The sequence below is a fragment of the Pectobacterium aroidearum genome (assembly GCF_015689195.1).
In the GTDB taxonomy this organism is placed as follows: Bacteria; Pseudomonadota; Gammaproteobacteria; order Enterobacterales; family Enterobacteriaceae; genus Pectobacterium; species Pectobacterium aroidearum.
This window is the reverse complement of sequence record NZ_CP065044.1, coordinates 1,789,059-1,814,701: the sequence shown is the minus strand read 5'-3', so window position 1 is coordinate 1,814,701 and position 25,643 is coordinate 1,789,059. Positions and strand designations below refer to the sequence as shown.

The window sequence follows — 25,643 nt, the reverse complement described above, 5'->3', positions numbered from 1 at the left end:
GAACAATCCCAAGAACTCTCTTGGGATGTTTTATTTTCTCAAGTGGGATTTAAGTGAAAAATATAATAATATGGCATTTTTTATTTAGCTGCGCATTTTATGAGGTTCAAAATTGAGGGGATATAAAGTTTTTCTTCAACAACTTTAGTTTTCTTAAAATGTGCAGAATGAAACTTCAAATGTTTTTTTAACGTTTCCCCCCAAGATTCATCTTTAAAATTACCTTCAACCTCAACTATTTTTTCGAAGCAGAATATCATTCTGGCCACGTACCAAACATATTGGTCATACATAGGGTCTCGCTCATGTCTACCATCTGCAGTGTAACCCTTAGAGAAATGCGGGTTTTCCATAGCTAATTGCAAATATGCTTGATAAGCCGTGTCTGCAATAGTTTTTTTGGCAATTTCTTTGCTCTCACTGATGGTTGCTTTGGCAACTAAAATCGCCCAAATAGCCACTCCAGCACTTACCAACGGAGAAGCTATCGTAGCTAACTTAACTAATGTGTCCATATGAACTCTTAATGTTTTCGATTGAATCCAGCAGGCTGGGACTTTGTCTTTCTGTATAAACTTAGCTTACGCCTAAAAGCTGCTAAATCTATATCAGCAGTGCTAATTGCTATTTGGCCAGTCCCATGAGCATGAGAGATCAGTTTATGATGCTTCTCTTTGTATGGGGCTTGCATACTTGAACCACCATACTCTCCCGTATTTGTAATAACAACATGTTGATACATATGCCACTGAAGCGCTGAAGCCATATTATCAAATGTGTCAATATCTTTATTGTACGCCACAATGACAAACATATCAGTTAAATCTCTCAGGTCTGCCGCAAGCTTTATATCTGTTGCATCGTAGCAGATCGCGCCAGTTATTTTAAATGGTCCTTCGGGGTGACCCTCAATAGAAATAATATGTTGGGATGGTCTATATCCCTGAACACCAAGAGTAACTTCATCTATTGTCATATGATATTTACCCTGGTCACGAATACGCCACTGAGTTCCTGACTCGGAAGAGTCTGGAATGATCCAGCGAGCTTTATTAACAATTTTGCCGTCTTGTTCACAGAAGACAAATCCGCAAAATATGATGGCTTTAGTTTTAAATGCTAGAGCTTTTACTATGTCTTCGTCTTCTGGATGAACAGCCAATTCAGAAAAGACAATAAGATCAGCAGTACTGGTATGGTCTCTTGATTCCGTCTTAAGTTTAGTATTTAAAGTCTGCTCCGTTAGCTTACAAATTTCCGCGAGGTGTTCTCTATGCTTCCAACGCACATCGGAATTATCCAGTGTTACGTCAGAAGGGTGAAAATGTTTATCCTTAGGAAATAACTGCTGCACAGTAACAATTCTAAATTGGTTAGATGCTAACTCAGGTCTACTGACAACAGTAGGTAATGTTGGAACATTGGATGAAGTGCATATTTGCGTTTCTAAATAAATTAGCCTTTCTACCATACATTTTCTAAACTCATCAAGGCAGGTAATTGACAATATATCGTCTTGATTTATGTAAGAAGAAGAAAAACCTGGCCATTGCAATCCATGCTGAAGAAAGCTTGCAAACCAATCAGTTATAGTTCCATATGAACCAACAATTGATTCTGGTGTATGTAACATTCCCATACGTCGCTTGTAAAACTGAGAACGTATACCATCATACTTTTCGCCATTAAACTTTAAATCATTTCGCTGGGTGTAATCCACATTACCCAAAGCAGCACTTCTTAGCACACTACACACCCAATATAATTTTTGTGCATCATGTTGTTGGGGGGGGTGAGAAGCTACTAACCACTCAGGGCTTGCATAGCGCGGGTCTGTAGGTTTTTTTCCTATTTTATCTATCGAACATGAAATATTAACACCAGGACGCCATAGTTCTGTCCATGATGTTGATACATCTGATAAATTTACTTTTATTTCATGTGGAGAATACTGCTTACCATTAGATTTCCATGTTTTTTTCTCCTTATCATCTAGAAGATCAACTAATGCTATACCCAGTTTAAGAAGCGCATGTTCATATTTAAACGGGTTTTCCTTGAAGCTGATTACTGATGAAAGATTATGCTCCGAACCATTTGGTCTTGACTCATTTTTAGGTATGGCCCATCTAAATTCGTTAATCCTATTTTTATCTATATCACTATCTTTCATCCTAACTATTTCTTTCCAAATTGCGTTCCAAAATTCACCACCACGGAAAGCAAAATTGTTTATAATTGAATCTACTGCTTCTTTATTTTTTGTATGTGAAAGTAGAAAAACAGCATTTGCTTGGTAATCTTTGCTGATCTGAGCAGATAATTCAAATAGGTAACCATCACTAATACTCAATGGTTCTAAGTGTTTTTTAATCAAGACGTTTTGGAGTCTAGTAAGATCAGGAGAAGCTTTATTACTAGCTATAAACGGCTTGTTGATTACTGCAAGATAGAGCAGTGCTTGCTGATATGCGTAACTTGGAATGTCAGATTTACAAGAAAGTAGTTTTTGAGCAAATGATGTAACTTCACTCATCAACTTTTGATAATTATATATGTACTCTGGCTGTATATTTCGGTAGAGATCAACGACGCTACGAAATATATCAGAAAGAAGATATATCATGATATATTTATCACACTTGTCACGATTTGATTTTATTCTTTTGAAAATATCATCAAGAATGGTTTTATAAGCATCTAGATTAGGGTTTATAGCTATTGCCTTACGAAAGATAACCATAATCGATGGATCTTTAAGCCATGCCTTAAATAATTTCTTTGCAATCAGCTCAGATTCATTATCAAATTGCTTTCTCTCTTCAGGTGAGATCAGTTTGCTTTTTTTAGTTAAGCTTGTTTCCAGTCTATGGGCCGAAAATCTACGCAAAGATTCTACTTTAATCGATTTATCATTGTTAAACCCTGGGAATGAATCATTAGCATCATCGAAGAAATTATCTTGCTCAGTCAGTAATAATTGTTGAAGTGCTGGTATATTATTATCTAGCCCGTTACGCTCAGGAATACTCGAAGTTCCTATTTCATGCTGAATTTCATTAATTCTATTTGTAAGGCCGCTTCCGTTATCAATATCTGAAAGTATTAAAATTGACGTTTTTTTATCATTGACCTCTAAATAAGGCTCTCCATCTAACTTATCTTGTTTTAATGTTTCATCGAGAACACCTTGAACTAACCCATGAACAAATTCCTTAATTTCTTTATTATTTAGCGCCTCTCCAGAAATCACTAACCTAATATCATCTACATATCGACAGTAATCATGCAGTATAATACGGCTACCATCACGAAACTTAGAAATTATAGACTCATCAAAATCAATGAGATATGCATTCGCCAGAGCTCCAGCCGATGCTAAGCCTTGAGGAAGCCCAACGATTTTTTTTAAATCCAAACTTCCAAGTAAAGACAAAGAGTCTTTAGGCCATGTCCAATTCAAAATTTGACTTGCCAAACTCCAGAAATCATTATTATCTGAAACATTGCAATCGTAATGTTTAGAAGATATTTCTTTAAGTTTTTTTATCAGAAGATCTATTTTTATAGAGCTAAAAAAGTTTTTCAAATCCAAACTAACAATATAAACATCATCAATTCCACTGACTTTATTTACAGTTTCTCTTCCTACATAGATAGGTCTTTGTAGGAAATTTCGATAATCTGTAGAGAACTTCCTGTAATATTCGCTTCCACCCCAACGAAATCTGGCCTTATCATTATTCCAATCACAAATAAGCCTGTTTCCGTAACTAACAACTTTATTTTTCACATGCTCAGCATAGCCAAGGCTACTTAGTGAACAATCTTTCTGTCTCGTTTCTAGCGAATCAGCAATACACATCATTACGGCTGTAGCAAAAGACTGCTCCTTGATAGATATATTAGCCAATGGTCTTAATTTTCTATCCTCTTTATTTGTAATCCACCTCCCTTTTTTAAAGAACCAGTTAGCACCTTTGGGAGCCAGTATTAATTCAATATCACTTTTGGGAAAAGTGGCATTTTTGACTTCATTTGACCATTTAGTGACTTCATCACTAATATCAAAGGCACACTTGTCAAGCGCTAATAGATCTGCATACCAGTTGTGAGTTCTGACAAAACTGTCTGTTTTTTTCCATGCCAATCCTAAAATAAATGAGTCCTTAAGGTACTCAGAATTAGGTTCGAGGTTATAATATTTTTTATCAAGTAGTTTCATTTTTCTCAACTTAATCTTAAGCGTTATTATTCACTTCAAATACAGCCTTGACATTTACTGTTTATATTTCCCAGAATAACTATACTACCGTTCCTTCATCGAATAATCCACGATAAGTGTCAAAGGTTTTGTCGTGTCGAAGGGCTATCCTCCTGATACATCAGGCACTTTTTTCAGGCCATAAAGCATGGTTGTACGTGAGGAAGCTTTGTAGTGGTCAACAAAAATTGAGCACCGGGTTAGAGTTTTCTAGTATCGGTTTTCCGGCTCGTTTGGCTGGAAAGTAATCCCCCGAAAAATCGATGCTTCCATAAGTGGAATTTACTCCTAATCTAACATTGCCTGGGCAGTTCGATAAACCGATCAAGCTTTACTGACTGCCAGATCTATGCCTTTTCATATAAGCCGAGGATGGCACATCAACTTCCGTATCTGGCACGGAGCGGGCAGAGAGTAAAATCACCAAGCACCTTGAACAGCGCCGTCTGATGCTGCAATGGTAGGCTAGTTTTCCGAATGCTAACAGCAGCGGTCTGGTTAGGCCGTTTGACAGTATCAGAACAGTGGCAAGAAACGGTATTCCGGTTCAGTTTAACGCCAGATGTTTCTGTTCCGCACTATCGACGAACTGGAATAGGCTCCCGTCAGCCACGATTAAAGGCAATGCCTGTTTAACAGCATAGAAAGAAACGTCAGAACCCGTCGATGAGGAAGTCTATTGCAGCCTTTACCTGAGTACGGTACTGAGAAGCATCACAAAACACCGCACCCAGAGCCTGGATAGGGATACTTGCCAGCTCGTGGGTCATTACGGCGTATTCTTTGCCGTCCGTCAGCCTGACGACGGGGACAAGGCGATCCGGTCGGCGGCCTGCCGGATACTTTTCAATCGGGAGCAATGGGATCACTATCCGACGATTCAATTGCCCAATAATATCGCTCGTGACATCGAGCAACAGCGGGTAAACAACGCTTTTCCCGGTATTCCCGTATACAGTGAATTGCATGGTTAAAACGTCCTGTATTCATCGCTGAAACAACCCTGCTCATCATGAAAACGATTTAGTGCTGCGAGAGCCTCCCTGTTTTCTTCTTGCCATTTTTTCGCTTCATGGCAGCGAAGCTCTGCATCCAGGGCGGTTGTCAGGGTAGCACTCAGATTAATACCCGCCTCACGCGCTCTTACCAGTAAGGCACGCTCTACTGACATGGTCACGCTCTGCGTGTTGCGTTGTTTCGCGGTCATGGTTTCTCTCCTACATGAATACGTGCGTGTTACACGACATAATACACTTATCATAACACCAAAAACAGGCTCTGCTATCGTTGCAGTCCTGCAAACTTCACAGTCAGTCGTCATACCTGAGCCGTCGTTTACAGCAATCACCGATGTACAAACGCCGTTTGCGGGATGCGCGGGCTCTTTGCCGCCCGCACCCGCAGCCTGCGAATTTTCCGGGCATATTATGTCCAGAAAATTCGCAGGGAAATTTAAACATCTCTCACCTTCCCTGCCCCGCAATAAGCTTAAAGCCGCACTCCTTTGCGGCTTATCATCTCCGACTCAAATCTTATCCATCAGGTAACGATGCGCTTTTGAGGCGGCGCTGGCCGCTTTGAAAACATAGCGCTTATCATTTTTCAGCGCCTGGAGCCATGAGGCAATATAGCTTTCATGCTGCACCTCTCCAACAATCCCCAGCTCCGCCATCAGAAAAGCACTTCCCAGCTCAGCCACTAATTCCTCCTCCGCATAATCTGCACTGCCAAATTTCCCTTTCATTTCACGGTTAAGTCGTTTTTTACCACCGCTCCAGTGAACCAGCTCATGCAAGCCAGTAGCGTAGAAATTAGCTGCATCTGAAAACAGATGGCGCTCCGGTAGCCAGACTTCATCAGTTGAGAGTCTGAAAAAGGCGTTTTGTCCTTTCTCAATGATGTTTGCGCCGCTCTTCTGGAACAGATTTTCAGCCTCCGGCAACGAGTCAAAGGTTGCTTCAGGGCTGACTGTTTCAGTTGTCAGAGGCAAGCCGTCAATTTGCTGAACGTTAAACACGTTGAAAGTTTTCAGCATCGGGATCTGGTCGATTTCGCCGTCTTCGTTTTCCTTCTCTAAGGTTGTATAGAAAATGGCTGTCGTGCCGTGTTCGCCTTTGCGAACCTGCCCGCCTACTGCCTGTGCTTGTTTGTAGGTCATCCAGCGTGAATCACCAAAACCCTGTTTTGACGCACTGCACCACAACAGCATGATATTCATTCCGCTATACGCGATACCGGTTGCGAAGTTGGAAGGCAACCCAGACATGCCCGGCACTCGTTGCCACGGACAAGACCATGGTTTTACACCGGCATCAAGCGCTGCAATGATGTTATCGGTGACAGTCTGATAAATATCTGTTCTGGTGGTTTGATAAAATTTCGTTTTTGAGGAGCCTGACTGCTCCAGCGGGGATACGCTGGTCGCCGCTGCGGTGTTAGGGGCGCTAGTCTGGGTATGCAGGGAAGTCGTCATGTTTTTTCTCCGTCAGTGGTGTGAATTTCGTCTTCGTATCGCCTGACGGTTCGCTTTCCCGGCATCGTTCTGTACTGCAAGGGCGCAGCATGCGTGCCATTTACCCTTGCGGGACGGGTTGTGTTGGGAAACGATTAACCGGAAGCTGATACGGGAACGGAAGTCACACGGGAGAAAAAACTGCCCCTGCATAATCGGGCGTAGCGCCCCTTGGTTCGCAGTGGTGAAATGGTTTGGGGTTTACACTGCAGCGGTGATACTTGCAAATAACCATCCGAGTGGTATCCCTGAGCCCAATGATGTTGACAAGGTGATGAGGGTGCGGATTAAAAAAGGATTGGCAATGGTTGACATGCGTACATTGGCTCACTTTACTTCGGCGGTGAGCCCACGGTGTCCTTTGCCGAATGGGGGTTGTTTTGATCGAAGAGAGCTTCGCCCCCTTTTTGCTGTGATCTATGTTGAACTCTCCGTAGCAGCATGTTCCTTACCTTTTGGAATACCGAGTGTATGCGCTGCTCACTTTTATTGTTTATGATTATACTCAATTTATGTACGATTGACGTACATCCTCAAAACCCTTACCGTTGGGTAATAGCCTGTCTATTTTGTGGCGTAATATGACCGCAACAGCTCATCCCCTAGGTGAAGCTATCACACAATGGCATGAGGCTGGTGGTGTGTTAACGACTGAGCTAGAGAGCCAACTTGGCTCCCCAGCCAATGGATCACCCAGATCATCAACGGCAAACGCAGTATTACCAGCGACTCAGCACTACGGCTTGCTCATTGGTTCAGCGATTACTCGTGGTTCTGGATGCACTTGGGAGGCACTGTACGATTTGGAGCTTGTCGAAGCTGAATCAGGAATGGCTATCAGATCGCTCCCTACTGGCCCAATTTTTTACTGTTGTAAGATTAACCAGTATATGAAGCCTTGATAGGGAAGCTTGATGACAGAAGGGAATAAATCCTTTGCTTACATTGATGAGTGTATTTGGAGGGGAAGTAGCGCATGACTGATGCACCCTCAGACATCATATTCCACTACCCACCGGAGCTGTTCAACCTCCTGGTGGATGTTGTGCCGTTGCTCAATCGCTCTAAGCAGGATGTGCTGGTTTTCTTCCGGGGCGCTGGAGTTCCTGACAACATAACTTCTGACATTGCAGTTCACTTGAGGGCAACACCAAAGGATGTCAACAAGTACCAGATGGTTCGCACGGTGCTTGAACGCCTCAACGCGAAGGGAGAACACACTCTCCGTGAGCGGCGCGAGGTGCTGCGGCGCGTGGTGGACTTTGCGAACTTTGATTCGTGCTGGCCCGCTGACCAACTTAAGGCTAAGGGTCTTGTTGCCAGTATCCGCGAAGTCGTCAACCAAAAAGACGCTTTCACGCGTATGAACAATGCCCGCGAAGAAGAACGGAAAATCCGCCTCGCTGAGTCACAGCGGATCGCAGCAGAAAAACGTGATCGCATCAACAGAATCGAGAATGCCAAGCAAGGCTTATATACATTGTTTGGCACTACTAGGACTGCACAGGAACGGGGAAAATTGCTGGAAACGGCTCTCAATAATCTTTTTCAAGCCTACGGTGTTCTCATTCATAAATCCTTTCATTTGGTTGGTGATGCTGGCGAAGGCATCGTCGAGCAAATTGATGGGATCATTGAACTCGGTGGTGTACTGTATTTCGTTGAAATGAAGTGGTATCGCAATCCAGTGGGTAAGCCTGAGATTTCAGAGCATCTTGTTCGCCTCATGTCGCGTGCCGAGGTCCGAGGGATCTTCATTTCTGCCAGTGACTACACTGAACCAGCCATTCATACGGTACGTGAATTTCTGCAACACAAAGTTTTAGTTCTCTCGACGCTTCATGAGATCGTCCGTCTGCTTGAGCAACAAGGCGACCTTTCGGAGTTCTTCGCAAAGAAAGTCCAGGCTGCTCAGATACACAAAAACCCGTACTTCTGCCCACATGATAACCAAGGACAAGGTGCGTTATGACGGCGAGTTGGATGGACATCAATAAGCCGCCGAGCCCAGCAACCGCTGTTACGGCAGCTCAGGTGGCGAACGGCCCCATCATGCCGCCGCAGCAAAGGCTGCTGACCTACTCACCAGACGAGTGGGAGGGATTCGTCGAGGAATGGGCTTATTACTGCCTCACGACGAAGTATGAACACGTCCTGCGTTTCTCTGGTGCTGGCGATATGGGTATTGATGTCGCCGGGTTCGTTGGCGATGAACGCCTTCAGGGTGTGTGGGACAACTTCCAATGCAAGCACTACGATAATGCCATCAGGCCTAGTGATGTTTGGGTTGAGTTCGGCAAGATCATCTGGTACTCGTACAAAGGTGAATACACGGTCCCTCGTCGCTACTACTTTGTTTCGCCACGAGGTGCTGGTACGTCGCTTAGCCGCCTATTGTCTAATAGCACGAAGTTGCGTGAGGAATTGTTAGCTAACTGGGATAAGCATGTGAAAGATGCAATCACTAGCACACAGGAAGTGTTGCTCGACGCGAAGCTCCGTGCCTATGTAGACTCATTCGATTTTACCATCTTCGACGCCAAGACTGCACTTCAGCTTGTTGATGATCACAGAGCCACGCCGGTTCACACAGCGCGCTTTGGTGGTGGACTACCAACGCGGCCTGCATCTGAAAAACCGCCCCAAGAAGTTGCCGCCACCGAGAGTCGCTATGTGACGCAGTTGTTCGGCGCATACAGCGAGCACACAGGAACAATAGTGACTGATCCTTCGGCCTTGTCCGTGACCAAACTCAAGGATCATTTCCGCCGCCAGCGCGAGGCGTTCTACGAGGCTGAGTCACTGCGCGTCTTCGCACGTGATAGTGTCCCGCCTGGCACGTTCGAAGCTTTGCTGGATGACATTCATGATGGCGTTATTGATACACACGACGGGAACCATGCTGACGGCTACGAAAAAGTCTGCGCTGTCACCAAGGCTGCCCGCGACATGCAGATTACGGCAAACGCCCTCATCATTTGTACAAACCCCAAGGATAGAGATGGAATCTGCCACCAGCTAGTGAATGAAGAGCGCCTTCGGTGGACACGATCATGAGCCAAGAACATAAGCCAATTACCTTCAATAGCCCACTTGAGGCTGGTATCCGTGCGGTCTCGATTCTGGGTGCTGCCTATCCGCAAACCTACGACCTCCAGCGGCTTGTGGCCCTTGACTACCTTCTTGTTCATACAGGCGATATTGGCGGACCAGACAATTTGCACCCACCGACGCCAATGCGCCCTACTGAATTGCTCGTGCGCCGCAAGTTGGTTGAGCAATCACTGCTTCTGATGATGACCCGTGACCTCGTTGAGCGCGAAGTCACATCCGAGGGGATCAAGTACAGCGCGGGCGAAAATGCTGCACCGTTCCTGTCATCAGTATCTTCCAACTATCTGCTGTCCCTGAAGGTTCGCGCTGTATGGCTTGTCGAAACCATTGGTGATCTCACTGATGAACAGTTCAAAGGCATGATGCGCCGTTTCTTCGATAAATGGGTCGAACAGTTTCAGAGCATTGAGCAAAGCTTGGGGGGTGATGCATGACGGCAGTAACTCCCGGCTTACGCTTACGCTTTCTCGGTTTTTTTGGGCCACAAAAGCCACCTGCAACAGTGACCTTCGGTGCTGGCCTCAATGTCATTTATGGCGCATCGAACACTGGAAAATCTTTCATTGTCGAAGCCATCGACTTTATGCTCGGTGGAAAGCCCCCCCTGCGCGATATCCCTGAGCGCGTTGGCTACGACCTTGTTCTATTGGGGTTTGAAACCCTTGATGGGAAGTCATTTACACTCTGGCGCAGCATAGATGGCGGTGGTTTTCGGCTATATGACGACTTGCACCAGACGCCACCAACGACCGAAATTCCGTATGCGCAGCTTGACGAAAAACACAGCGATAAGAACAACACGAACCTTTCATCATTTTTGCTAGATCTATGTGGCCTTGGTGGCAAGCGTGTCCGCAAAAACTCCCGGAACGAAACGATCAGCTTGAGCTTTCGCAACATTGCGCGTTTGATGCTCGTCGATGAAACGGAGATCACACAACAAAGCTCTCCGCTTATTGATGGCAATCCCACCGCCAATACGCCGAACTTGGCAACATTCAAGTTACTTCTAACCGGAGCAGACGACTCCGCATTGGTCGCCAGCAGTAATAAGAGTGAGCCGGAAGAGTTATCGCGCGAGGCACAATTACGTCTTCTCGATCAGCTTCTTGACGACTATCGTGACCGGCTCAAGGAGTTGACAAAGAGTCCGAAGGAATTGGAGGAGCAGCTAGAGAAGATCGACACCTCACTTCGTCAACAGGCGGCCCAGGTAAATACCACAGAAGATGAGTTTCAGGAGGCTGCTGGGAAGCGGCGAGAATTGCGCAAAAAACTGGAAGAAAGCCGAGAGCGACGTGCAGAGGTAAGTGTGATGCTTGAGCGATTCAGGCTGCTTGATAGACACTACTTGTCCGATATTGAAAGACTACGTGCCATTGAAGAAGGTGGGACGCTCTTTAGCGTACTGAGTGCCGGGCATTGTCCTCTTTGTGGAGCGGACCCCGTTCTTCATCCCGCCGATATGGGGTGTAATGGAGATACTGATGCCGTCGTTCAGGCTGCACGAGTGGAGATTGCCAAGATCGAAGTTTTGCGCGCGGAACTTGTAGCTACCGTCCAAAGCCTTGAGCGCGAAGGTGCCAGCTTTGATCGCAGAATGCCTACTGTTGTTCGAGAACTGGAGTCGATTTCGGAGTCAGTTGAAGAATTGCTCGCACCCAAGCTCTCGACCCTTCGCAAGTCCTATTCAGACTTTGCCGACAAGCGGGCCGAGGTACGCGAAGCGCTGGCACTCTATGCCACTATTCAAGACATGGAGCGCCGTCGGGCTGATCTTGAAAAGGGCAATGAAGACGAGAAGGCTGGAGTGGTTGCTAACGCAGATCTCTCAAGCACTGTGGCCCATAGTTTTGCTAAGACTGTTGAAGGAATACTGACTAGTTGGCACTTCCCAGAGGCTGGGGATGTGTACTTCGATTCCAAGTCTCGAGACCTTGTCATTGCTGGAAAGTCACGTAGTGCTTTTGGTAAGGGCCTTCGCGCCATTACGCATGCAGCTTTCACCCTCGGGCTGCTTGCTTTCTGCCGTGAGCGCCACACACCACACACGGGATTCGTTGTACTCGATTCTCCATTGCTGGCATACAGAGAGCCAGATGGAACAGAATATGATTTGACCGGTACTGACCTTAAAGATCAGTTCTACGCGTACCTTGAAGCTCTGCCTGGGGACACCCAAGTCATCGTTGTTGAGAACACCGACCCGCCTGATGCAATCATGAAGCGTGAGCAGTCTCTTATGTTTGGTAAGAACCCGCATCATGGCCGTTACGGTCTGTTCCCTTCTATAGCAGACTCTGCACAATTAATGAGTATGGAGTCACCCGATTGACGAAGCTCATGAAGGGCGATATTACCAGTGAGGCCGAACGGCTGACGAAAGGAACAGGGTGGATGTCTGCCATCTTCCAAGCCGAAAGCTAGCAGTAGGATGTGATGGAAGATTCACAACTCAAGTAATCGGAGAATGACACCACCGTAGCAGGTGAACAGCTACTGGCCGAAACAATTGCCGCGTAACGGTTCGCACAGCAACCCCGGCCCGGGATCATATTGCCCTCGGGTCGGCTTTTCAAAAAACCATGCGCGGTTGTGATCCGCCGCGCCAGGTTTCAAAAGTCAAAACAAAATCTCCGTCGCAGCCTTCACACAGGTAACGACGTTAACCCACGAGTCGACTAAATTCTGGGTAAAACTGGTGGCATCGGATGAATCCAGCATCCAGGACTTTCACTATCAAAAAAATCCACAGGGATGGGCCCTAAGTCGTCCTGAATAACTTGGTACGCATAGTTGCAATAGACCTGATTACCACGATAGACGGAAACAGCTACACGTTGGATGCCGGTTCCGCGCATCCGCTTCAGAATATGTCGGTCATGCTCCCCAAGTCCCCAGCCAAGTAACGTTAAGGTGGATCGCTGCGACGTTAGCACCTCCCGATACACGGTAGACAGATAATAGCTATTCTGGATAGAAGATACTTTCTGTTGCATCGTTCCTTCGCTGACAAATAGCGGTACGACTTGCTCGCTGCACCATTGTTCAAGGATTGCCTCGAGCAAGCCTTCCCCCGCGTTGTGAATCTTGAATTCCTGCTCCACAACATTTCGGCACAGAGCCAAGCTCCCATGCGGGTAGAAGACCAAAGTGTTGGTCCGCTCGAATAAAGGATCACGAAATCTCCACCAGGCATCGTCGAACATTCTGTTCCCAAGGAAGCAGTCTTTGAATAAATGACCATCTCTGATGTCGAAGCCATAGGTCATTGTCCAGTAAACCAACAAGTCATAATTCAATGATAAAACCGTATCGAACCGTTTGAGGAATTGGTACATATTAGGCAATTGATCGCTAACTTGCTCATATTCAGGATGTACATCACGAACGGCCTGAATTAAACAATCTCTAACTCTCAGGTAGGCTTGGTGTGTGCGATTGTCTGGAATTTGAAGTGAACTGTTGACGTTTGATGCCTGCCAAACCAGCCGAAGGATTAACTCGAAATCGGATGTTCTGAAAAAATGAAAGAGTCGATTCACATCATCTGTGAACAAGCCTGCCCGGCGGGCGTAAGCAAGTAAAGAACCATAGTCAAGATCCGGTGAAACAGCAATGCTTGCACCATTACCCAACAATATCGTATCCCGATGATAGTAAGGTGCAATTTGTACCCAAGGCAAAATGGGGTATGGCATATCTTATTCCTCTCCTTTTTCTTTGGCAGTTTATTATGAAATAGCTGTGATGAGCCATTTTCCGCTATTTCTTAAGTAGAATCTTTTCGGTGGACTCGTCCCATAACCGAATGCAGCATAACCCGGCAGATAATCCTTTTTGGTTCTGTTTCTGCGTCGTAATGGCTTCTATTTTCCTTTGCGCATCCAGTCCGCGCCAATTTTCGGATTCAGGTCAATATCGACTTCATCCTAATAAAATACTGGATGGTCCGTCTGCCTCTGGGTGATAGCCTGTTAGATGGAGAGTCGCTTTTCCTCATTATGCGGGTCTTGGATTTCAGTGTTAGCGAAGCTCTGCGCCAAGCGATACCTACCTGCCTCAGGTATCAATGCAATGCGGGAAGCGGTGACACGTCAAAGTGTCGATTATCAACCTCTATGCCCATAACGTGATGGGCTGGTCAATGAAACCGACGCTTTCATGAGAGCTGGTGCTGGATACGCTGATATCCTCGATTACATTCAAGTCTTTTACAACCGAGTCCGGCACCACAGCCATCTCAGTGGTTTCAGCCAGGAGGCCTCGTACAAACCCCGTCGAGTGGGGGGGGATTTAAATTTCTAGTGCCGTAGGATCAGTCCACCATATGCAGAGTGTGGAGCTCAAACCAGATTTATGCAACCCGCAACTATTGGTGGTCATTATGGTGGTCTTGACAGAAATACAATTCAGGTTTAGCTTAATTATTAGCCAGTTGCTGGCAAAGGCGATCCCAGTCAGAGGAGCCATTTTAGAGAAAGCAGACGTTCACTTACGTCTGCTTTTTTGCTTTTTATCAATTGGTTATCCCCTTCTTCAGGTTCGCCCTCGTTCACCCAAAAACACTCGAAGCCATACCCTTTTGCTGGTAAAAATACTGGTAAAGCTGGTTCGATTTCGTTTTTACCAGCAATCGGAGGGAACCGTCATGTCACTTACTGATACTAAAGTAAAAAATGCCAAGCCGTCAGAAAAGGTGGTTAAGCTCACTGACGGGTTCGGCCTCTACTTGCTGGTACATCCCAACGGTTCCAAATACTGGCAGTTAGGCTATCGCTTTGAAGGGAAACAGAAGGTGTTTTCCATCGGCGTCTACCCTGCTGTTTCTCTGGCTGATGCCAGACAACGACGAGATGAAGCAAAAAAGCTGTTAGCGGCTGGAGTAGACCCCAGCGCCAAAAAACAGGCTGACAACAAAATCGTTCAAGAGCGACGTAACAACACCTGCGCTTTCAAAACTGTTGCCAAAAGTTGGTTTGCCACCAAAACCACATGGTCGGACGATTATCAGCGTTCTGTATGGACACGACTCGAAACTTACCTGTTCCCTGATATTGGTGAAAAAGATATTGCTGAGCTGGATACCAGCGATCTGCTGGTTCCCATCAAAAAGATAGAGAAGCTGGGTTATCTGGAAATCGCCATGCGAGTGAAACAGTACGCTACCGCCATCATGCGTTATGCCGTCCAGCAAAAGATGATCCGTTTCAATCCTGCCTATGATTTGGAAGGTGCTGTTCAGAAGCCGCAAACGGAACACCGTCCCGCTATCGAACTGGAAGAGATACCTACACTATTGGAACGTATTGAAGCCTATAAAGGCCGTAGCAGGCTGACCCAATTAGCGATAAAACTCAATCTGCTAATTTTTGTCCGTTCAAGTGAACTGCGCTTTGCCCGTTGGTCAGAGATCGATTTCAAAAGCGCTTTGTGGGTTATCCCTGAACAACGTGAAGCCATTGACGGGATCAAGCATTCAGGCCGTGGTGCAAAAATGCGCAGAAAACACTATGTTCCTCTATGCGATCAAGCGTTGGCAATTTTGGAAGAGCTTAAAGACCTCACCTATGACGTTAACGGTGATGACGGCTTTATCCTGACTGGCTGTTATGATGCGATGAAACCGATGAGTGAAAATACCATCAACAAAGCACTGCGAAAAATGGGCTATGACACCAAAACCGATCTGTGCGGTCATGGTTTCCGAACGCTGGCGTGTAGTGCCTTAATTGAATCGGGTATCTGGCCTGAAGATGTGGTTGAACTTCAGATGAGCCACATGGAAAAGAACAACGTTCGTGCTGCCTACACCCATAAGGCCAAACACCTTGAACAACGCCGCCTCATGTTGCAATGGTGGGCTGATTTTCTGGATGCTAACAGCAACGGTATGGTGAGGCCGTTTGAGTTTGGGCGATAAAAATTAGTTTTAACCCCGCCTTATGTTGGATATGTATCCCCCTATTGATAAAACTAATAAGGCGGTAGGAAAACATAATGAACCCCTTGAGAGGAATCGATGTTCCTGAAAAACTATAACCTGAAGAAAAACCATGCCGGAATACTTCACCTAACTACATCGACATCGAAAAGGTTTTTATACTTTTTGTTCAACAGCTACAGTCGAGTAATAAGCTCTCTAGGCCCCTGAAAGAGGCCTAAGCAAAACCATTTTGCTAGAAATAGCATTTCTCTAGGAAAGGGCACTCTCTAGAAATGTTCCTTCACATAATTTGAAATTTAATTCGAATCTTTCATTATTAATCTCAGACTTATAAAAATTCCTAAGAACGCCAAGTTCAGAAGAAAGAAAATTTTCTCTAAGCCTAGGATCAATTATAATGTCATTGCAAACATCAAATAAATTTGAAGTATTGACTCTGCATCCTATATAGCACTCTTTAATCGCTGCCGCGTCTACTACTTTAAAAAACATAGCATCAATTTCATATGATAAGGTCCATGCAGCAAGAAGGCCTATATCATTTATCTCTTGCCTGCGCACATCAATAATTGAAATATCTTCACACTGAATAATATTTTGATCAGGGACCCCCATGTCAGATATTATTCTCTCATACAATGGTTTTTTATTGTTCATTATAATAACATCAGCGCAATCATAAGGGACTATAAATCTAAACTCTTTTTCATAACTCCACTCATCAGACTTTACTGATAAGTAATGCAACAAAACATCTTTAATATTGTTTTTATTTATCTCTCCCTCATACCCTCTAAGTTTCCTATAATAAACTTTAGATGGAATTATTTTTTCATTGTTGCCTTTATGTAAGAAAATATCATTAGGGTCATTAAAATCAAATCCAAATACTGCACCTTTATGCTCTTCCGCATAATGGCTCCACATGAGTAAATTATCTTTCGTTTCAGTTAATGAAATTATGCCATGTCCCTTAAATGTAGAATAGAAAGAGCGTATATGCGAATCTTCAGAAACAGCCCTCAGAACCTCAAACACACTTGAGACGTCTTTACTAGTTAACACATATTCAAATGGATCATTAAGGCAATTATTGTTGCTAATTCTTAGAAGAGGTGCATTTAAAAATCTTGAAAAACCATCAGAATTTAAATATTTATAAACCCTCATAATATCATCCCATTATTTAAAAATTTAACATTTAAACATCAATTCTTTGAGTTCTTTGCCTTACCATTTTAATCATTGAGTAATTTAAACTTCTCGATAACCCATCTAAATCAGGATAAATATAACGTTCATCAATTCCATAATCAGAAAGCATTTCAAGAATATCATTCTTTAATTTTTTACACAGTGTTACTTGTACTAAATTAGGCATATCTAAAGCGATTCTTCCCGGCCCAATATCTATAGTCTTATCTGGAGGATTGTGAATAGTAAAAACTCCTCCTTGATTTAAAACCCGAGGTGAAAATTGTCTTGGTCTATAAGAAATAACTCCACTGCATTCTTTTAAAATTTCCATTGACAAATCGACTGTGGCAAAAATTTCTGGCAATTCAAGTATGTAAATAACCCCATCTTTATCGGGATAGGAACAACAAGCAAAATAACATGCAATAAGCGGATTAATAGTCCAATCTAGTAATCGAGTAGCCAAGCCATGATGTTGTGCAAGAGCGAGTTGCTCAATGAAATAATTCGGGACATTTTCATAGGCTATAGCCCGATCCAACCAGTCCTTAAATACCCCTAAATCGCGATCATCAGGTAGTAGATACTCCTGCCTTCCAGCTTTTGGCAGCAACTTCCAATGACAATCAGCCTGACCACGATATACAACACCAAATCCATTGTGTGGTCTATATGCTCTGAAAATCGCATGGAGATGTTCAAGACTGCTAATGTTATATGATGTAGTATTCGATTCGTTTGATGACATTATTTCCTCTATTTTTTATAGATATAGTCAAACCCATGCGAATAACAAATTTTAAAATCATAATTTAAGGGTTAATCTTTTAGCATAATCACTTGCTTCATCAGTTCCTACCGTGTCAACTCCTTAGAGCAGTCCATATTCACAGCATCGTCATCCAACTGCTAACTTAGTTATGGAGCTATGCGGTTCTAAAAAGTTGGAGACTTGCCACCAGTGAATTTTCCAGTATCGCGTTTAGCAATTGACTAGCAGCAGCCCTAGCCTTACATTGCAGCGAATCAGGTACGAGACTTGACAAAAGACCACCTGAACACCTGTTTCGCCCCTGAAAGGTACTTGCGATACCAGACAAGGGCTAACCTCAACGTTATACGGAGTAACGCTATGGCTGTCTGTCAGTTTACCTATTCCCTTCCTGAAAATCTGCATCTGGCTACTGCTTTTTTTGCCACATATCAACATCCAGCAGCGGGGGCTTATCATGTTCGATAACACCCCACTGGAACTGGAAGAAATCATCGATCAGTGTCGGGCATTAATTTACGCCGTTGTTGAACTGGATGAACCCAAGGCAAAAGAGATTTTGATCTTTGTTTTGTGTGAACGGATTGATCTGTTATTTCGTACTTTTCATACGCCAGAAGTGATTCCAGTAGAACAGCTTTAATTGTGTGGTAAGTTGAGCAGCACACAGGTCGTTGTGCTGCTATTCCGAGATCGTAATTTAATTTGTGTAATTACCACTTCATTTCTTCTGTTGGCATAACTGTTATTGATTCAACAGTATTTTTCTCGGTATAAGCTATCTGCATTGCTAAAGGTATATGAAAACCATCTAACTTATACTTTTCTTTCATTCCAAACTGAAGACCTCCAATAACCTTGGAAGGGATGGTTTTCTCAGGAATGCCGAATTTTTCATGCATCCAGTCGATGCTCATTTCCTTCTTAAAAGGAAGAGGAAGCTCATTTGGGAATTGCTGTGTTGGCCTGTCTTCATCAAAGAGTGTAAGTGTCACACAAAACAATTTTCTCGATGAGCGATGAAAAGCTAAGTAAACAGATTCTTTGACCATATCTAAATCTAATACAGGATCGCCTGAATCCCCTTTAGGCTTAGTTTTATAAGGAATCAATCCTTCATCAAAGATCTCTTGGTAAGTTTTACCTATTCGATTAAATAATGCTTCAACATTCACAGTCATTTTTTGTACAACCCCACACTTTCATTTAGTTGGTGCAATTTTGCTCTTGCTTCTTCTAATTGCTCTTCCGTTGCGCCATGTTCTTTAAGCGCCTGCTTTTCCGCATCAAAGTTACTGTCAGTAGCAGAGCGAAGATCATGACTATCTGCTTCGACTTTTTCTGGCGTATTTCGACCACCGTATGTTTCACTATTTTTTTGATGGACGCCAGTAGGGACAGCAATGGCAGCAACCCTTTTAGACAGTTTTTTCAGCTCCTTTGGTCCAAGCTCTGGATGCAAACGTTTGTAGTGAGCTTTTACAGCTGCAGCCGAAGGCATGTGGTCAACTTGATATTCCCCCTGCCGTGATCTGCCTTCAAAATCACTGTAAAGCTCGACTTCTAAAAACTCAACCGGGGGCTTACTCAAATAAATATAAATCGGTGGAAACGCATTCTCAGGGAACACCAGAATGTAATCCCGAAAATCCTTCTCGTCCGGCATTGGTGTCGCAAGAATACTGACATCATCCATCTCTGGAATTTCAAATCCCGGCACTGCTGACGGAATAACAGGCTGTTCACCATGTGCCGTATCCGTGGGTAATTCGATACCCGGATTATCCGGTGTCCATAGAATCGTTGGTCCGGTTGCGCTCTCTTCCCAGAACTCGTAACGGTTATTGGGGAAATCATGTTTCAGTAATCTGACGCGAACCTGCTCACGACCACTTTCCATACTGGTGTGGTAGCCAACCGCCTTCAGCCTGCCCGTTTCCTCATCTTCCACCCACTGATAACGCACACGGCTGGGCACCGTTCCCTGTTTCTTCGCTACCTCCAATAACTTTTCAGGTGTCAGTAAGTCTGCTTTCTCACCCTTCAGGAGATCCTGAATCAGCGCCCCCATCAGCAAAAAACTCTGCGCCATCTGCAACTGGCCTTGCCAGATTGATGGACCAGAAAATCGTTTCATCTGATGTGTCAGTGCCTTTGCTGCATCCTGATTGGCCTGCGCTACAGCGCCACCCGCAGCAGCGGTCGCACCCGCCTGTGCTGCCGAACCTGCCATTACCACTGGTTGAGGTGGCGGCAACATTGCCGCATCCGCTTTACCCACTAACAGATCAAATACCGTTTTATACCACGGCTCCATCGGGGGTATCTGAGGCTTGTTAATCGCACCGGGCGGGGTATTGGGTAATGGTTCGTTTTTTCCGGCAAATGACTGAGGAGAAGAAACAGCAGAAGACGTATTTTTCTTTTTCGCTGCCTGCGCATACTGCTTTACCTCAACTGATTTTTCTTGCGAGGGATTAGCCTGCTCAACAGGTTCAGCGACATAAAAACTCATTTCACCGATGTTGCCCTGTGGCTCGTCTTCCTTTCCCGCATCAGTACAACCCGCACCACGTAAGCAGGATTTAGCAAAGACAGGCTCGACGACCAACATTGGTGTTAACGCCAGCAATGGCGCACGGGTTAATGCTGCCTGTTTAGCACAGTCCTGAACCGGAGAACGATGGGGTGTATCACCAATGATGACGTTGCCACTACCGGAAGCAATGACACCACCACAATTGATACCATCCCCAATACGCGCAGCGGGCTTGCCGTTAATAAGGACGGTCGATGAACCTTCTGCTATTTTTCGGGAATGCACACCATGTGGTGCATTGGGACAGGGACAACCATGAAGCAGAACAACATCCCCCTGACGGGCAGCAGGCTGACCATTAATAATTACATCAGAACTGCCTTCGATTATCGGTGTTTCAGGGAAACAGTCATGACCACTTCCGATATCATTAAGACGGGCAGCACCCGGCATTGTCATTCTCCTTTGACAGTAAAACATTCCTTTGAGGGCTGAATGTTGGGCGCTTTTTATGGATGATTCAATACCGAAACCCGTATCAGGCATCGATACAGAGATGATGAATAAGATTTTTATTTAGGTTCAGATATTATTTCTTATTAAGTCATAAACCTGTCAAAAAATCCCTATTCGCCATACGCTTACTGAGATAATGAAACGCTGATATCACTGCTGCTATGAAATCCAGAACTTGCCATAACTACCTGAACAACATCGCCCTGCTTTACTGCGGTAGTAAACATACGCAATGTCGCGCCCGTATTTTCATATCCCCAGTAATCTCCACGACTCCCAGCTTTCCAGACCGTAATGGAGGTCGTGATTTGTCCCACCGTCTTACCCCCTACCAGAACATTAAACGTGGCTGAACCGGTGTGTGTACCATCTGCCGGATAAAATTTTGACGCCACAAACACATTAAGATAGTTAAAATCCCCTGTAGACTGAAAACGTAAACTGTCAGTGGCTGTTCGGGTGATACTTCCGCCACCTGTTCCTTTCCATTCCCCATTCTGGCAGGACAATATCGCGCCTGTTTCATCCCTGCTTATCAGACCATCAGGCGAACAAACCTCACCCGCAATTGATATTGAAGCAGGCTGCAAATATTTACCCGTAATATTTCCTGACGCAGAAATGGCCCCTGTCGTTTTTCCATCATTTGAACCCGATAAGGTAAGGTCGCCTCTCACTCTCTGGCTTCCCCAGATATCCAGCTTAACAGAGGAATTGTTATTCCCATTCAGGGAAAGGTAGCCATCACCTGCTCCGCCAGATACATTCAACAGGATCATATTCGGATCGCTGCTGCCACCGCCACCAATCTGAAGTTTGCTGCTCTGGGTTTTGGCTGAAATGTAGTTTTCAGAGTTGATGCCGTTTTTTACCGTAAGCTGACTGTTCATCGATACGTTCTTACCAAATGTGGAAAACCCAATAACATTTAAATCCTCAGACACATTGACGTTCTTGGCAAAACGCCCATAGGTGCCATTAAATGAGGTCGCGTTCACGTCACCCGATGCGGTAATGTCTTTGGCGTTGTTGATACTTTGACCGCCCATATTCAAATCACCTGTCATAGGGAGTGTTCCATCACGACGCAGGTAAACCGAATACATAGAACTATCGTATCCTACACGGTAGGCCAATAATCCCGCCGCATTAATCCCACTGTAGCTATTTTGGTTTTCAGTCCATTGACCAGCCGTACCTGATGCCACCGTTGCGGATTGCGTCATACCACTATCAATGCCAGCCGCCTGCATAGCACGGCCTAATAAGTCATAGCGAACACGGTTCCCTTCTGACCACGGCAACGTGGTGATAACCAGTCCGTTAATAACGTAATTAGGTGAACCCCCATCGCGCTTTAACATGATTTTATAAGATGATTTCTGCGCATTGATTCCGGTATAACTGACAGGCAACAGCCCTTCATTCACCAGCGTCTGATACGTAATTTCACAACCATTAGCAGAACAGGTTCTTGGTCCCGGATCACTGCTCTGGCTGCTGCTTGAAGTTAATGTTGAAAGTTTGTCATAACGAATACTGATATAACGATTAACCGCCTCCCCCATCTGTTTCATTTGAGCACCAACGGTATTCGCCACTACTTTCTCTTGATCGCTTTTCATGTCCTGAAACTTCATGAATGCCATTGCTGTGCCGATACCTAACACCAATGTTATTTCCAATAGGGAAAACCCTTTTTGATTTGTTATTTTCATTTTCATCGTCCTTTTTTATTTACATACATGTTAATTAGCAAAAATAGAAAATCGGTCAAGATATCAGTTCACTTATTTATTTATCATGTCAGCTTATTATTAGAAGAAAGAAAATAATCAATTAATAACCAAATGTAATAACATTGTTTTCATTAGAACAATATTTAGTGATCTCATCGATATTTTTAACGCCCTGATTCACTGTACCACTGGTTCCGACTTCATTACCTTCTTCATCATAACCCTCATTATCACCAACAGATATAGTTGAAAACATAGATGCCGTTGCTAACACTAACTTGGCACACTCAACAGAGGGAACATTACCGTATGTAATAGAGAAATTACTCACCCCATAACTAAAGTTTACAGGTCCTTTCCATACATTAATCACTTGATAAGTATTTCCATTTCTCATTTGGTTTGGTATGATTTTCGCATCAATTAATGTTCTTGCATTGATGCCTGTATAATTAGTACTGGAGCCATAAATAGCATTTATCCCAGACACGATAGCGGTAATGTTTTTTACTTCAATCTCTGCACTCTGTGCCGCCTGAGCCTTGGGGTAAATCATAAATGCACTGACAATCAACCCGGCAATAACACCTAAAACCAATATTAGCTCAAGCAGAGAGAACCCTTTTCTATATTTTCTATTTTTTAATAACACCCTATTTAACTCCTTTTCATCCAAACGATGAAAAACAGATAAACAATTACATTGAATTAAACAATAGATAGCGGTGTGTAATTAGCGGGATAACTGACGAACGGCTGATGCGAGAGAAATAGGTTCTATATTCAGATCTTTCACACACTCTATTCTTCCATCAGGATACACTTTTACCAGTTTTCCTTCTGAAATACAGTGGATAGGCATTCCAGCCCTGAATGCCTCGTTGATCGCTTTCTGTGAGGCGTTTTTGGCAATTCGACTTAACACAGCCGTATCCTCAAGCGGATTTTTCTTTGATTTCTTCTTTTTCATTATTTCCTCCGTCTCTATACTGATATATAATTTATTACTGACATGTGTCAAATTTCGATATACCTATCAATGATTCTTTATCACCATCAGGATAATAAGCTATGAGTGAAGCTCTCAAAGTATTAAATAACATTCGTACCCTGCGTGCTCAGGCACGAGAAACCGATCTGGCGACACTGGAAGAAATGCTGGAAAAGCTCACCGTTATTGTTGAAGAGCGCCGTGAAGAAGAAACCAAAGTTCAACAAGAACAGGCTGAACGTCTGGCAAAAATTGAAGCTCTTCGTGCCAAACTGTTAGAAGATGGTATCGATCCTGCTGAACTGCTTGGTTCTGTTTCTGCCACCAAGTCAGCAAAATCTAAACGCGCTCCTCGTCCAGCCAAATATAAATATGTCGATGAAAACGGCAATGAAAAGTTATGGACAGGTCAGGGCCGTACACCAAAAGCTATCGCCGCTGCGCTTGAAAATGGTAAGACTTTGGAAGATTTTGAAATCTGATAGAATTATTTTTATCAAAACCGTTGGCAGAACTCATCGCTGACGGTTATCTAACAAATCAAGGCCGCACATGCTTAAAATCCGCTCATCTACAAAACAAGATATCCCTCGTATTTTGGAAATATGGTGTAAGGCTGTTGATGCGACACATCATTTCTTAGCGGTAAAAGATCGTTCGGCAATAGAAAAAGAACTTGCCGTATTCTTTCCTACAGTCGAACTGACTCTTGCATGTGAATCAACAGGACAACCAATTGGTTTCATGTATTTACATGACGGGCATATGGAAGCGCTTTTTATAGATCCAGATTATCATGGGCAAGGCGTAGGAAAAGCACTGGTGCATACAGCACTCTCACAATATTCTCGGTTAACTACTGATGTAAATGAGCAGAATGCACAGGCTATGGAGTTCTATGAGCATATTGGCTTTGAACATGTGGGACGTTCTGAATTTGACAGTCAGGGACGTCCTTACCCACTCATCCATCTTCGATTTCGACAAAATTAGCTACCGCGCCCTCTTGGGCTTGCTCAACAGTTCACCGACCTAAAAACAAGTTTTAGGTCGGCTCACCGTTCGGACGTGAAAAGGAAAACTACTGTTTGGATTTATTTAAAACCCTTTCGATATAAGTTTGGCCTTGTGCTTTATACCTTTCAATATCGCTTTCATGAAGATTTGGGATATCAAGCAGAATCCCAAAGACCAATTCCTTATCTACATAACCAATATCACATCCTAATATTTTGGCAACCTCTGCACCGAAAATAATTTTCTGACGTGTATTTTCTTTTTTCGTTTGCTGTTTCTTTTTAGCTTCCAAGAAGTATAGACGTTCTTGTGCTGAAGCAATTTGTTGTTTGATTGTTTTTGTTGTCATATGTCATTCCCCCAATGTTTTCTATTTTTATCATAAGGAATATTCGCATAGTCATCATTATTCAGTTTTTTCTTGATTGATTTTATTTTCATCTTGAAATGTTTTTTAATCTGGCGCTGCTTTGCTTGTTCCCTAATATTGATTACTATCTTTTCTGCTTCTAAATAGGCTTGTTCTGTATCGGTATAGATACCATCATCTAAAAGTCGCTTGGCTTCCCAATCAATGGCTTCATCATTGTTTTTATACATTAAACCTCCTTGTGTTTGTTGTTCATTATCCTTTAACATATTTTGGATAATTATCAATACAGGAAGATTATTTATTTAATGAAATAAAAAATCATTAGAACTATAATCATGTTCCACATCACAGAATTGGTTGCCAATGAAATTAATGCTGCACTAAACCTGAAAAATGAATAACTGCTATGATCTCAACAAGATCTCTACAGAGTAGATTACTAAACCACTATTCGTTATTCACATCATCACCATTTTAGCAAACATTTTTCTTTTATATACAAAATAGCAGAAAATCAAAGACGCACTAATGGATAACATAGCCTTCCAATATTAATATCAAAATATCGATATAATAAAAAATTAAAGTGAATATCAGCCAATGAGAATTGTTTACCAGCAAAATGGCAACTAGATTTTTTACGGCATGTTTGCAAGGGTCTA

23 protein-coding genes and 2 pseudogenes are annotated in these 25,643 nt (G+C 43.7%); 9 read left to right on the top strand and 16 right to left on the bottom strand.

Annotation, left to right across the window (positions count from 1 at the left end):
• Positions 1 to 80 precede the first annotated feature (80 nt).
• From I2D83_RS08085 to I2D83_RS08065, 5 genes are all read right to left on the bottom strand, one after another.
• A complete protein-coding gene (locus I2D83_RS08085; protein ID WP_205947864.1) occupies positions 81 to 515 on the bottom strand; it encodes a restriction endonuclease in 435 nt (144 codons plus the stop codon).
• Between the two features lie 8 nt (positions 516 to 523).
• On the bottom strand, positions 524 to 4,225 hold the full coding sequence (locus I2D83_RS08080) for an RNA-directed DNA polymerase (protein ID WP_205947863.1): 3,702 nt from the start codon (positions 4,223 to 4,225) through the stop codon (positions 524 to 526).
• Between the two features lie 692 nt (positions 4,226 to 4,917).
• A complete protein-coding gene (locus I2D83_RS08075; protein ID WP_205947862.1) occupies positions 4,918 to 5,232 on the bottom strand; it encodes a CcdB family protein in 315 nt (104 codons plus the stop codon).
• Between the two features lie 2 nt (positions 5,233 to 5,234).
• Complete coding sequence (locus I2D83_RS08070; RefSeq protein WP_205947861.1) at positions 5,235 to 5,471, bottom strand: type II toxin-antitoxin system CcdA family antitoxin; 237 nt, start codon at positions 5,469 to 5,471, stop codon at positions 5,235 to 5,237.
• Between the two features lie 318 nt (positions 5,472 to 5,789).
• A complete protein-coding gene (locus tag I2D83_RS08065) occupies positions 5,790 to 6,737 on the bottom strand; it encodes an ArdC family protein (RefSeq protein WP_205947860.1) in 948 nt (315 codons plus the stop codon).
• Positions 6,738 to 6,957: 220 nt separating this feature from the next.
• Here I2D83_RS08065 and I2D83_RS08060 point away from each other — a divergent pair, with 220 nt between their 5' ends.
• The 5 genes from I2D83_RS08060 (at position 6,958) to I2D83_RS08040 (ending at position 12,225) form a co-directional block, all read left to right on the top strand.
• Positions 6,958 to 7,275 (top strand): JAB domain-containing protein, encoded by a 318-nt coding sequence (locus tag I2D83_RS08060; protein ID WP_338091671.1) that lies wholly within the window; start codon positions 6,958 to 6,960, stop codon positions 7,273 to 7,275.
• A gap of 477 nt (positions 7,276 to 7,752) precedes the next feature.
• The gene (locus I2D83_RS08055) at positions 7,753 to 8,748 is read left to right on the top strand and encodes a restriction endonuclease (protein WP_205947859.1); all 996 of its coding nucleotides are present in this window, start codon (positions 7,753 to 7,755) and stop codon (positions 8,746 to 8,748) included.
• Complete coding sequence (locus tag I2D83_RS08050) at positions 8,745 to 9,833, top strand: ABC-three component system protein (RefSeq protein WP_205947858.1); 1,089 nt, start codon at positions 8,745 to 8,747, stop codon at positions 9,831 to 9,833. The genes I2D83_RS08055 and I2D83_RS08050 overlap by 4 nt, the downstream gene beginning before the upstream one ends.
• On the top strand, positions 9,830 to 10,324 hold the full coding sequence (locus I2D83_RS08045; protein ID WP_205947857.1) for an ABC-three component system middle component 2: 495 nt from the start codon (positions 9,830 to 9,832) through the stop codon (positions 10,322 to 10,324). Before I2D83_RS08050 ends, I2D83_RS08045 begins: the two co-directional genes overlap by 4 nt.
• The gene (locus I2D83_RS08040) at positions 10,321 to 12,225 is read left to right on the top strand and encodes an ATP-binding protein (protein WP_205947856.1); all 1,905 of its coding nucleotides are present in this window, start codon (positions 10,321 to 10,323) and stop codon (positions 12,223 to 12,225) included. The genes I2D83_RS08045 and I2D83_RS08040 overlap by 4 nt, the downstream gene beginning before the upstream one ends.
• Before the next feature lie 346 nt (positions 12,226 to 12,571).
• Here I2D83_RS08040 and I2D83_RS08035 read toward each other — a convergent pair whose 3' ends face one another.
• Both I2D83_RS08035 and I2D83_RS22565 read right to left on the bottom strand, forming a co-directional pair.
• Complete coding sequence (locus tag I2D83_RS08035; protein WP_205947855.1) at positions 12,572 to 13,591, bottom strand: DUF4917 family protein; 1,020 nt, start codon at positions 13,589 to 13,591, stop codon at positions 12,572 to 12,574.
• 171 nt (positions 13,592 to 13,762) lie between these two features.
• Positions 13,763 to 13,956 (bottom strand): annotated as a pseudogene (locus I2D83_RS22565) (IS630 family transposase); the annotation flags it as partial.
• A gap of 585 nt (positions 13,957 to 14,541) precedes the next feature.
• Here I2D83_RS22565 and I2D83_RS08030 point away from each other — a divergent pair.
• Complete coding sequence (locus I2D83_RS08030) at positions 14,542 to 15,813, top strand: tyrosine-type recombinase/integrase (RefSeq protein ID WP_205948159.1); 1,272 nt, start codon at positions 14,542 to 14,544, stop codon at positions 15,811 to 15,813.
• Between the two features lie 273 nt (positions 15,814 to 16,086).
• On the opposite strand, the gene I2D83_RS08025 is transcribed toward I2D83_RS08030, so the two are convergent.
• Together I2D83_RS08025 and I2D83_RS08020 are read right to left on the bottom strand one after the other, a co-directional pair.
• Positions 16,087 to 17,007 carry a DUF2971 domain-containing protein gene (locus I2D83_RS08025; protein ID WP_182099955.1) on the bottom strand — a complete coding sequence of 307 codons (921 nt, stop codon included), beginning with the start codon at positions 17,005 to 17,007 and terminating at the stop codon, positions 16,087 to 16,089.
• 31 nt (positions 17,008 to 17,038) lie between these two features.
• On the bottom strand, positions 17,039 to 17,782 hold the full coding sequence (locus I2D83_RS08020; protein WP_182099954.1) for an FRG domain-containing protein: 744 nt from the start codon (positions 17,780 to 17,782) through the stop codon (positions 17,039 to 17,041).
• 481 nt (positions 17,783 to 18,263) lie between these two features.
• Between I2D83_RS08020 and I2D83_RS08015 the strand changes: the two genes are divergently transcribed.
• On the top strand, positions 18,264 to 18,449 hold the full coding sequence (locus tag I2D83_RS08015; protein ID WP_205947854.1) for a hypothetical protein: 186 nt from the start codon (positions 18,264 to 18,266) through the stop codon (positions 18,447 to 18,449).
• A 70-nt stretch (positions 18,450 to 18,519) separates the two neighbouring features.
• Here I2D83_RS08015 and I2D83_RS08010 read toward each other — a convergent pair whose 3' ends face one another.
• The 5 genes and pseudogenes from I2D83_RS08010 to I2D83_RS07990 all read right to left on the bottom strand — a co-directional run bounded on the left by I2D83_RS08010 (position 18,520) and on the right by I2D83_RS07990 (position 23,570).
• Positions 18,520 to 18,987 carry a DUF6392 family protein gene (locus I2D83_RS08010; RefSeq protein WP_182099952.1) on the bottom strand — a complete coding sequence of 156 codons (468 nt, stop codon included), beginning with the start codon at positions 18,985 to 18,987 and terminating at the stop codon, positions 18,520 to 18,522.
• A 401-nt stretch (positions 18,988 to 19,388) separates the two neighbouring features.
• Positions 19,389 to 20,798: pseudogene (locus tag I2D83_RS08005) on the bottom strand (S-type pyocin domain-containing protein); the annotation flags it as partial.
• Positions 20,799 to 20,986: 188 nt separating this feature from the next.
• Positions 20,987 to 22,579, bottom strand: a complete 1,593-nt coding sequence (gene pilV, locus I2D83_RS08000; protein ID WP_205947852.1) for a shufflon system plasmid conjugative transfer pilus tip adhesin PilV — start codon at positions 22,577 to 22,579, stop codon at positions 20,987 to 20,989.
• 121 nt (positions 22,580 to 22,700) lie between these two features.
• Positions 22,701 to 23,252, bottom strand: a complete 552-nt coding sequence (locus I2D83_RS07995) for a type 4 pilus major pilin (protein ID WP_205947851.1) — start codon at positions 23,250 to 23,252, stop codon at positions 22,701 to 22,703.
• An 81-nt stretch (positions 23,253 to 23,333) separates the two neighbouring features.
• Positions 23,334 to 23,570, bottom strand: coding sequence for a hypothetical protein (locus I2D83_RS07990; protein WP_104209892.1), 237 nt, complete (start codon positions 23,568 to 23,570; stop codon positions 23,334 to 23,336).
• 101 nt (positions 23,571 to 23,671) lie between these two features.
• Here I2D83_RS07990 and I2D83_RS07985 point away from each other — a divergent pair, with 101 nt between their 5' ends.
• Both I2D83_RS07985 and I2D83_RS07980 read left to right on the top strand, forming a co-directional pair.
• Positions 23,672 to 24,073 carry an H-NS family histone-like protein gene (locus I2D83_RS07985; protein ID WP_107169393.1) on the top strand — a complete coding sequence of 134 codons (402 nt, stop codon included), beginning with the start codon at positions 23,672 to 23,674 and terminating at the stop codon, positions 24,071 to 24,073.
• A 70-nt stretch (positions 24,074 to 24,143) separates the two neighbouring features.
• Entirely contained in the window at positions 24,144 to 24,584 is a 441-nt protein-coding gene (locus I2D83_RS07980; RefSeq protein ID WP_180789680.1) for an acetyltransferase, read from the top strand.
• Positions 24,585 to 24,672: 88 nt separating this feature from the next.
• Here the strand turns inward: I2D83_RS07980 and I2D83_RS07975 are convergent, their stop codons facing one another.
• Together I2D83_RS07975 and I2D83_RS07970 are read right to left on the bottom strand one after the other, a co-directional pair.
• Positions 24,673 to 24,957, bottom strand: coding sequence for a conjugal transfer protein TraD (locus I2D83_RS07975; RefSeq protein WP_205947850.1), 285 nt, complete (start codon positions 24,955 to 24,957; stop codon positions 24,673 to 24,675).
• Entirely contained in the window at positions 24,954 to 25,208 is a 255-nt protein-coding gene (locus tag I2D83_RS07970) for a hypothetical protein (protein ID WP_205947849.1), read from the bottom strand. The genes I2D83_RS07975 and I2D83_RS07970 overlap by 4 nt, the downstream gene beginning before the upstream one ends.
• Positions 25,209 to 25,643 lie beyond the last annotated feature (435 nt).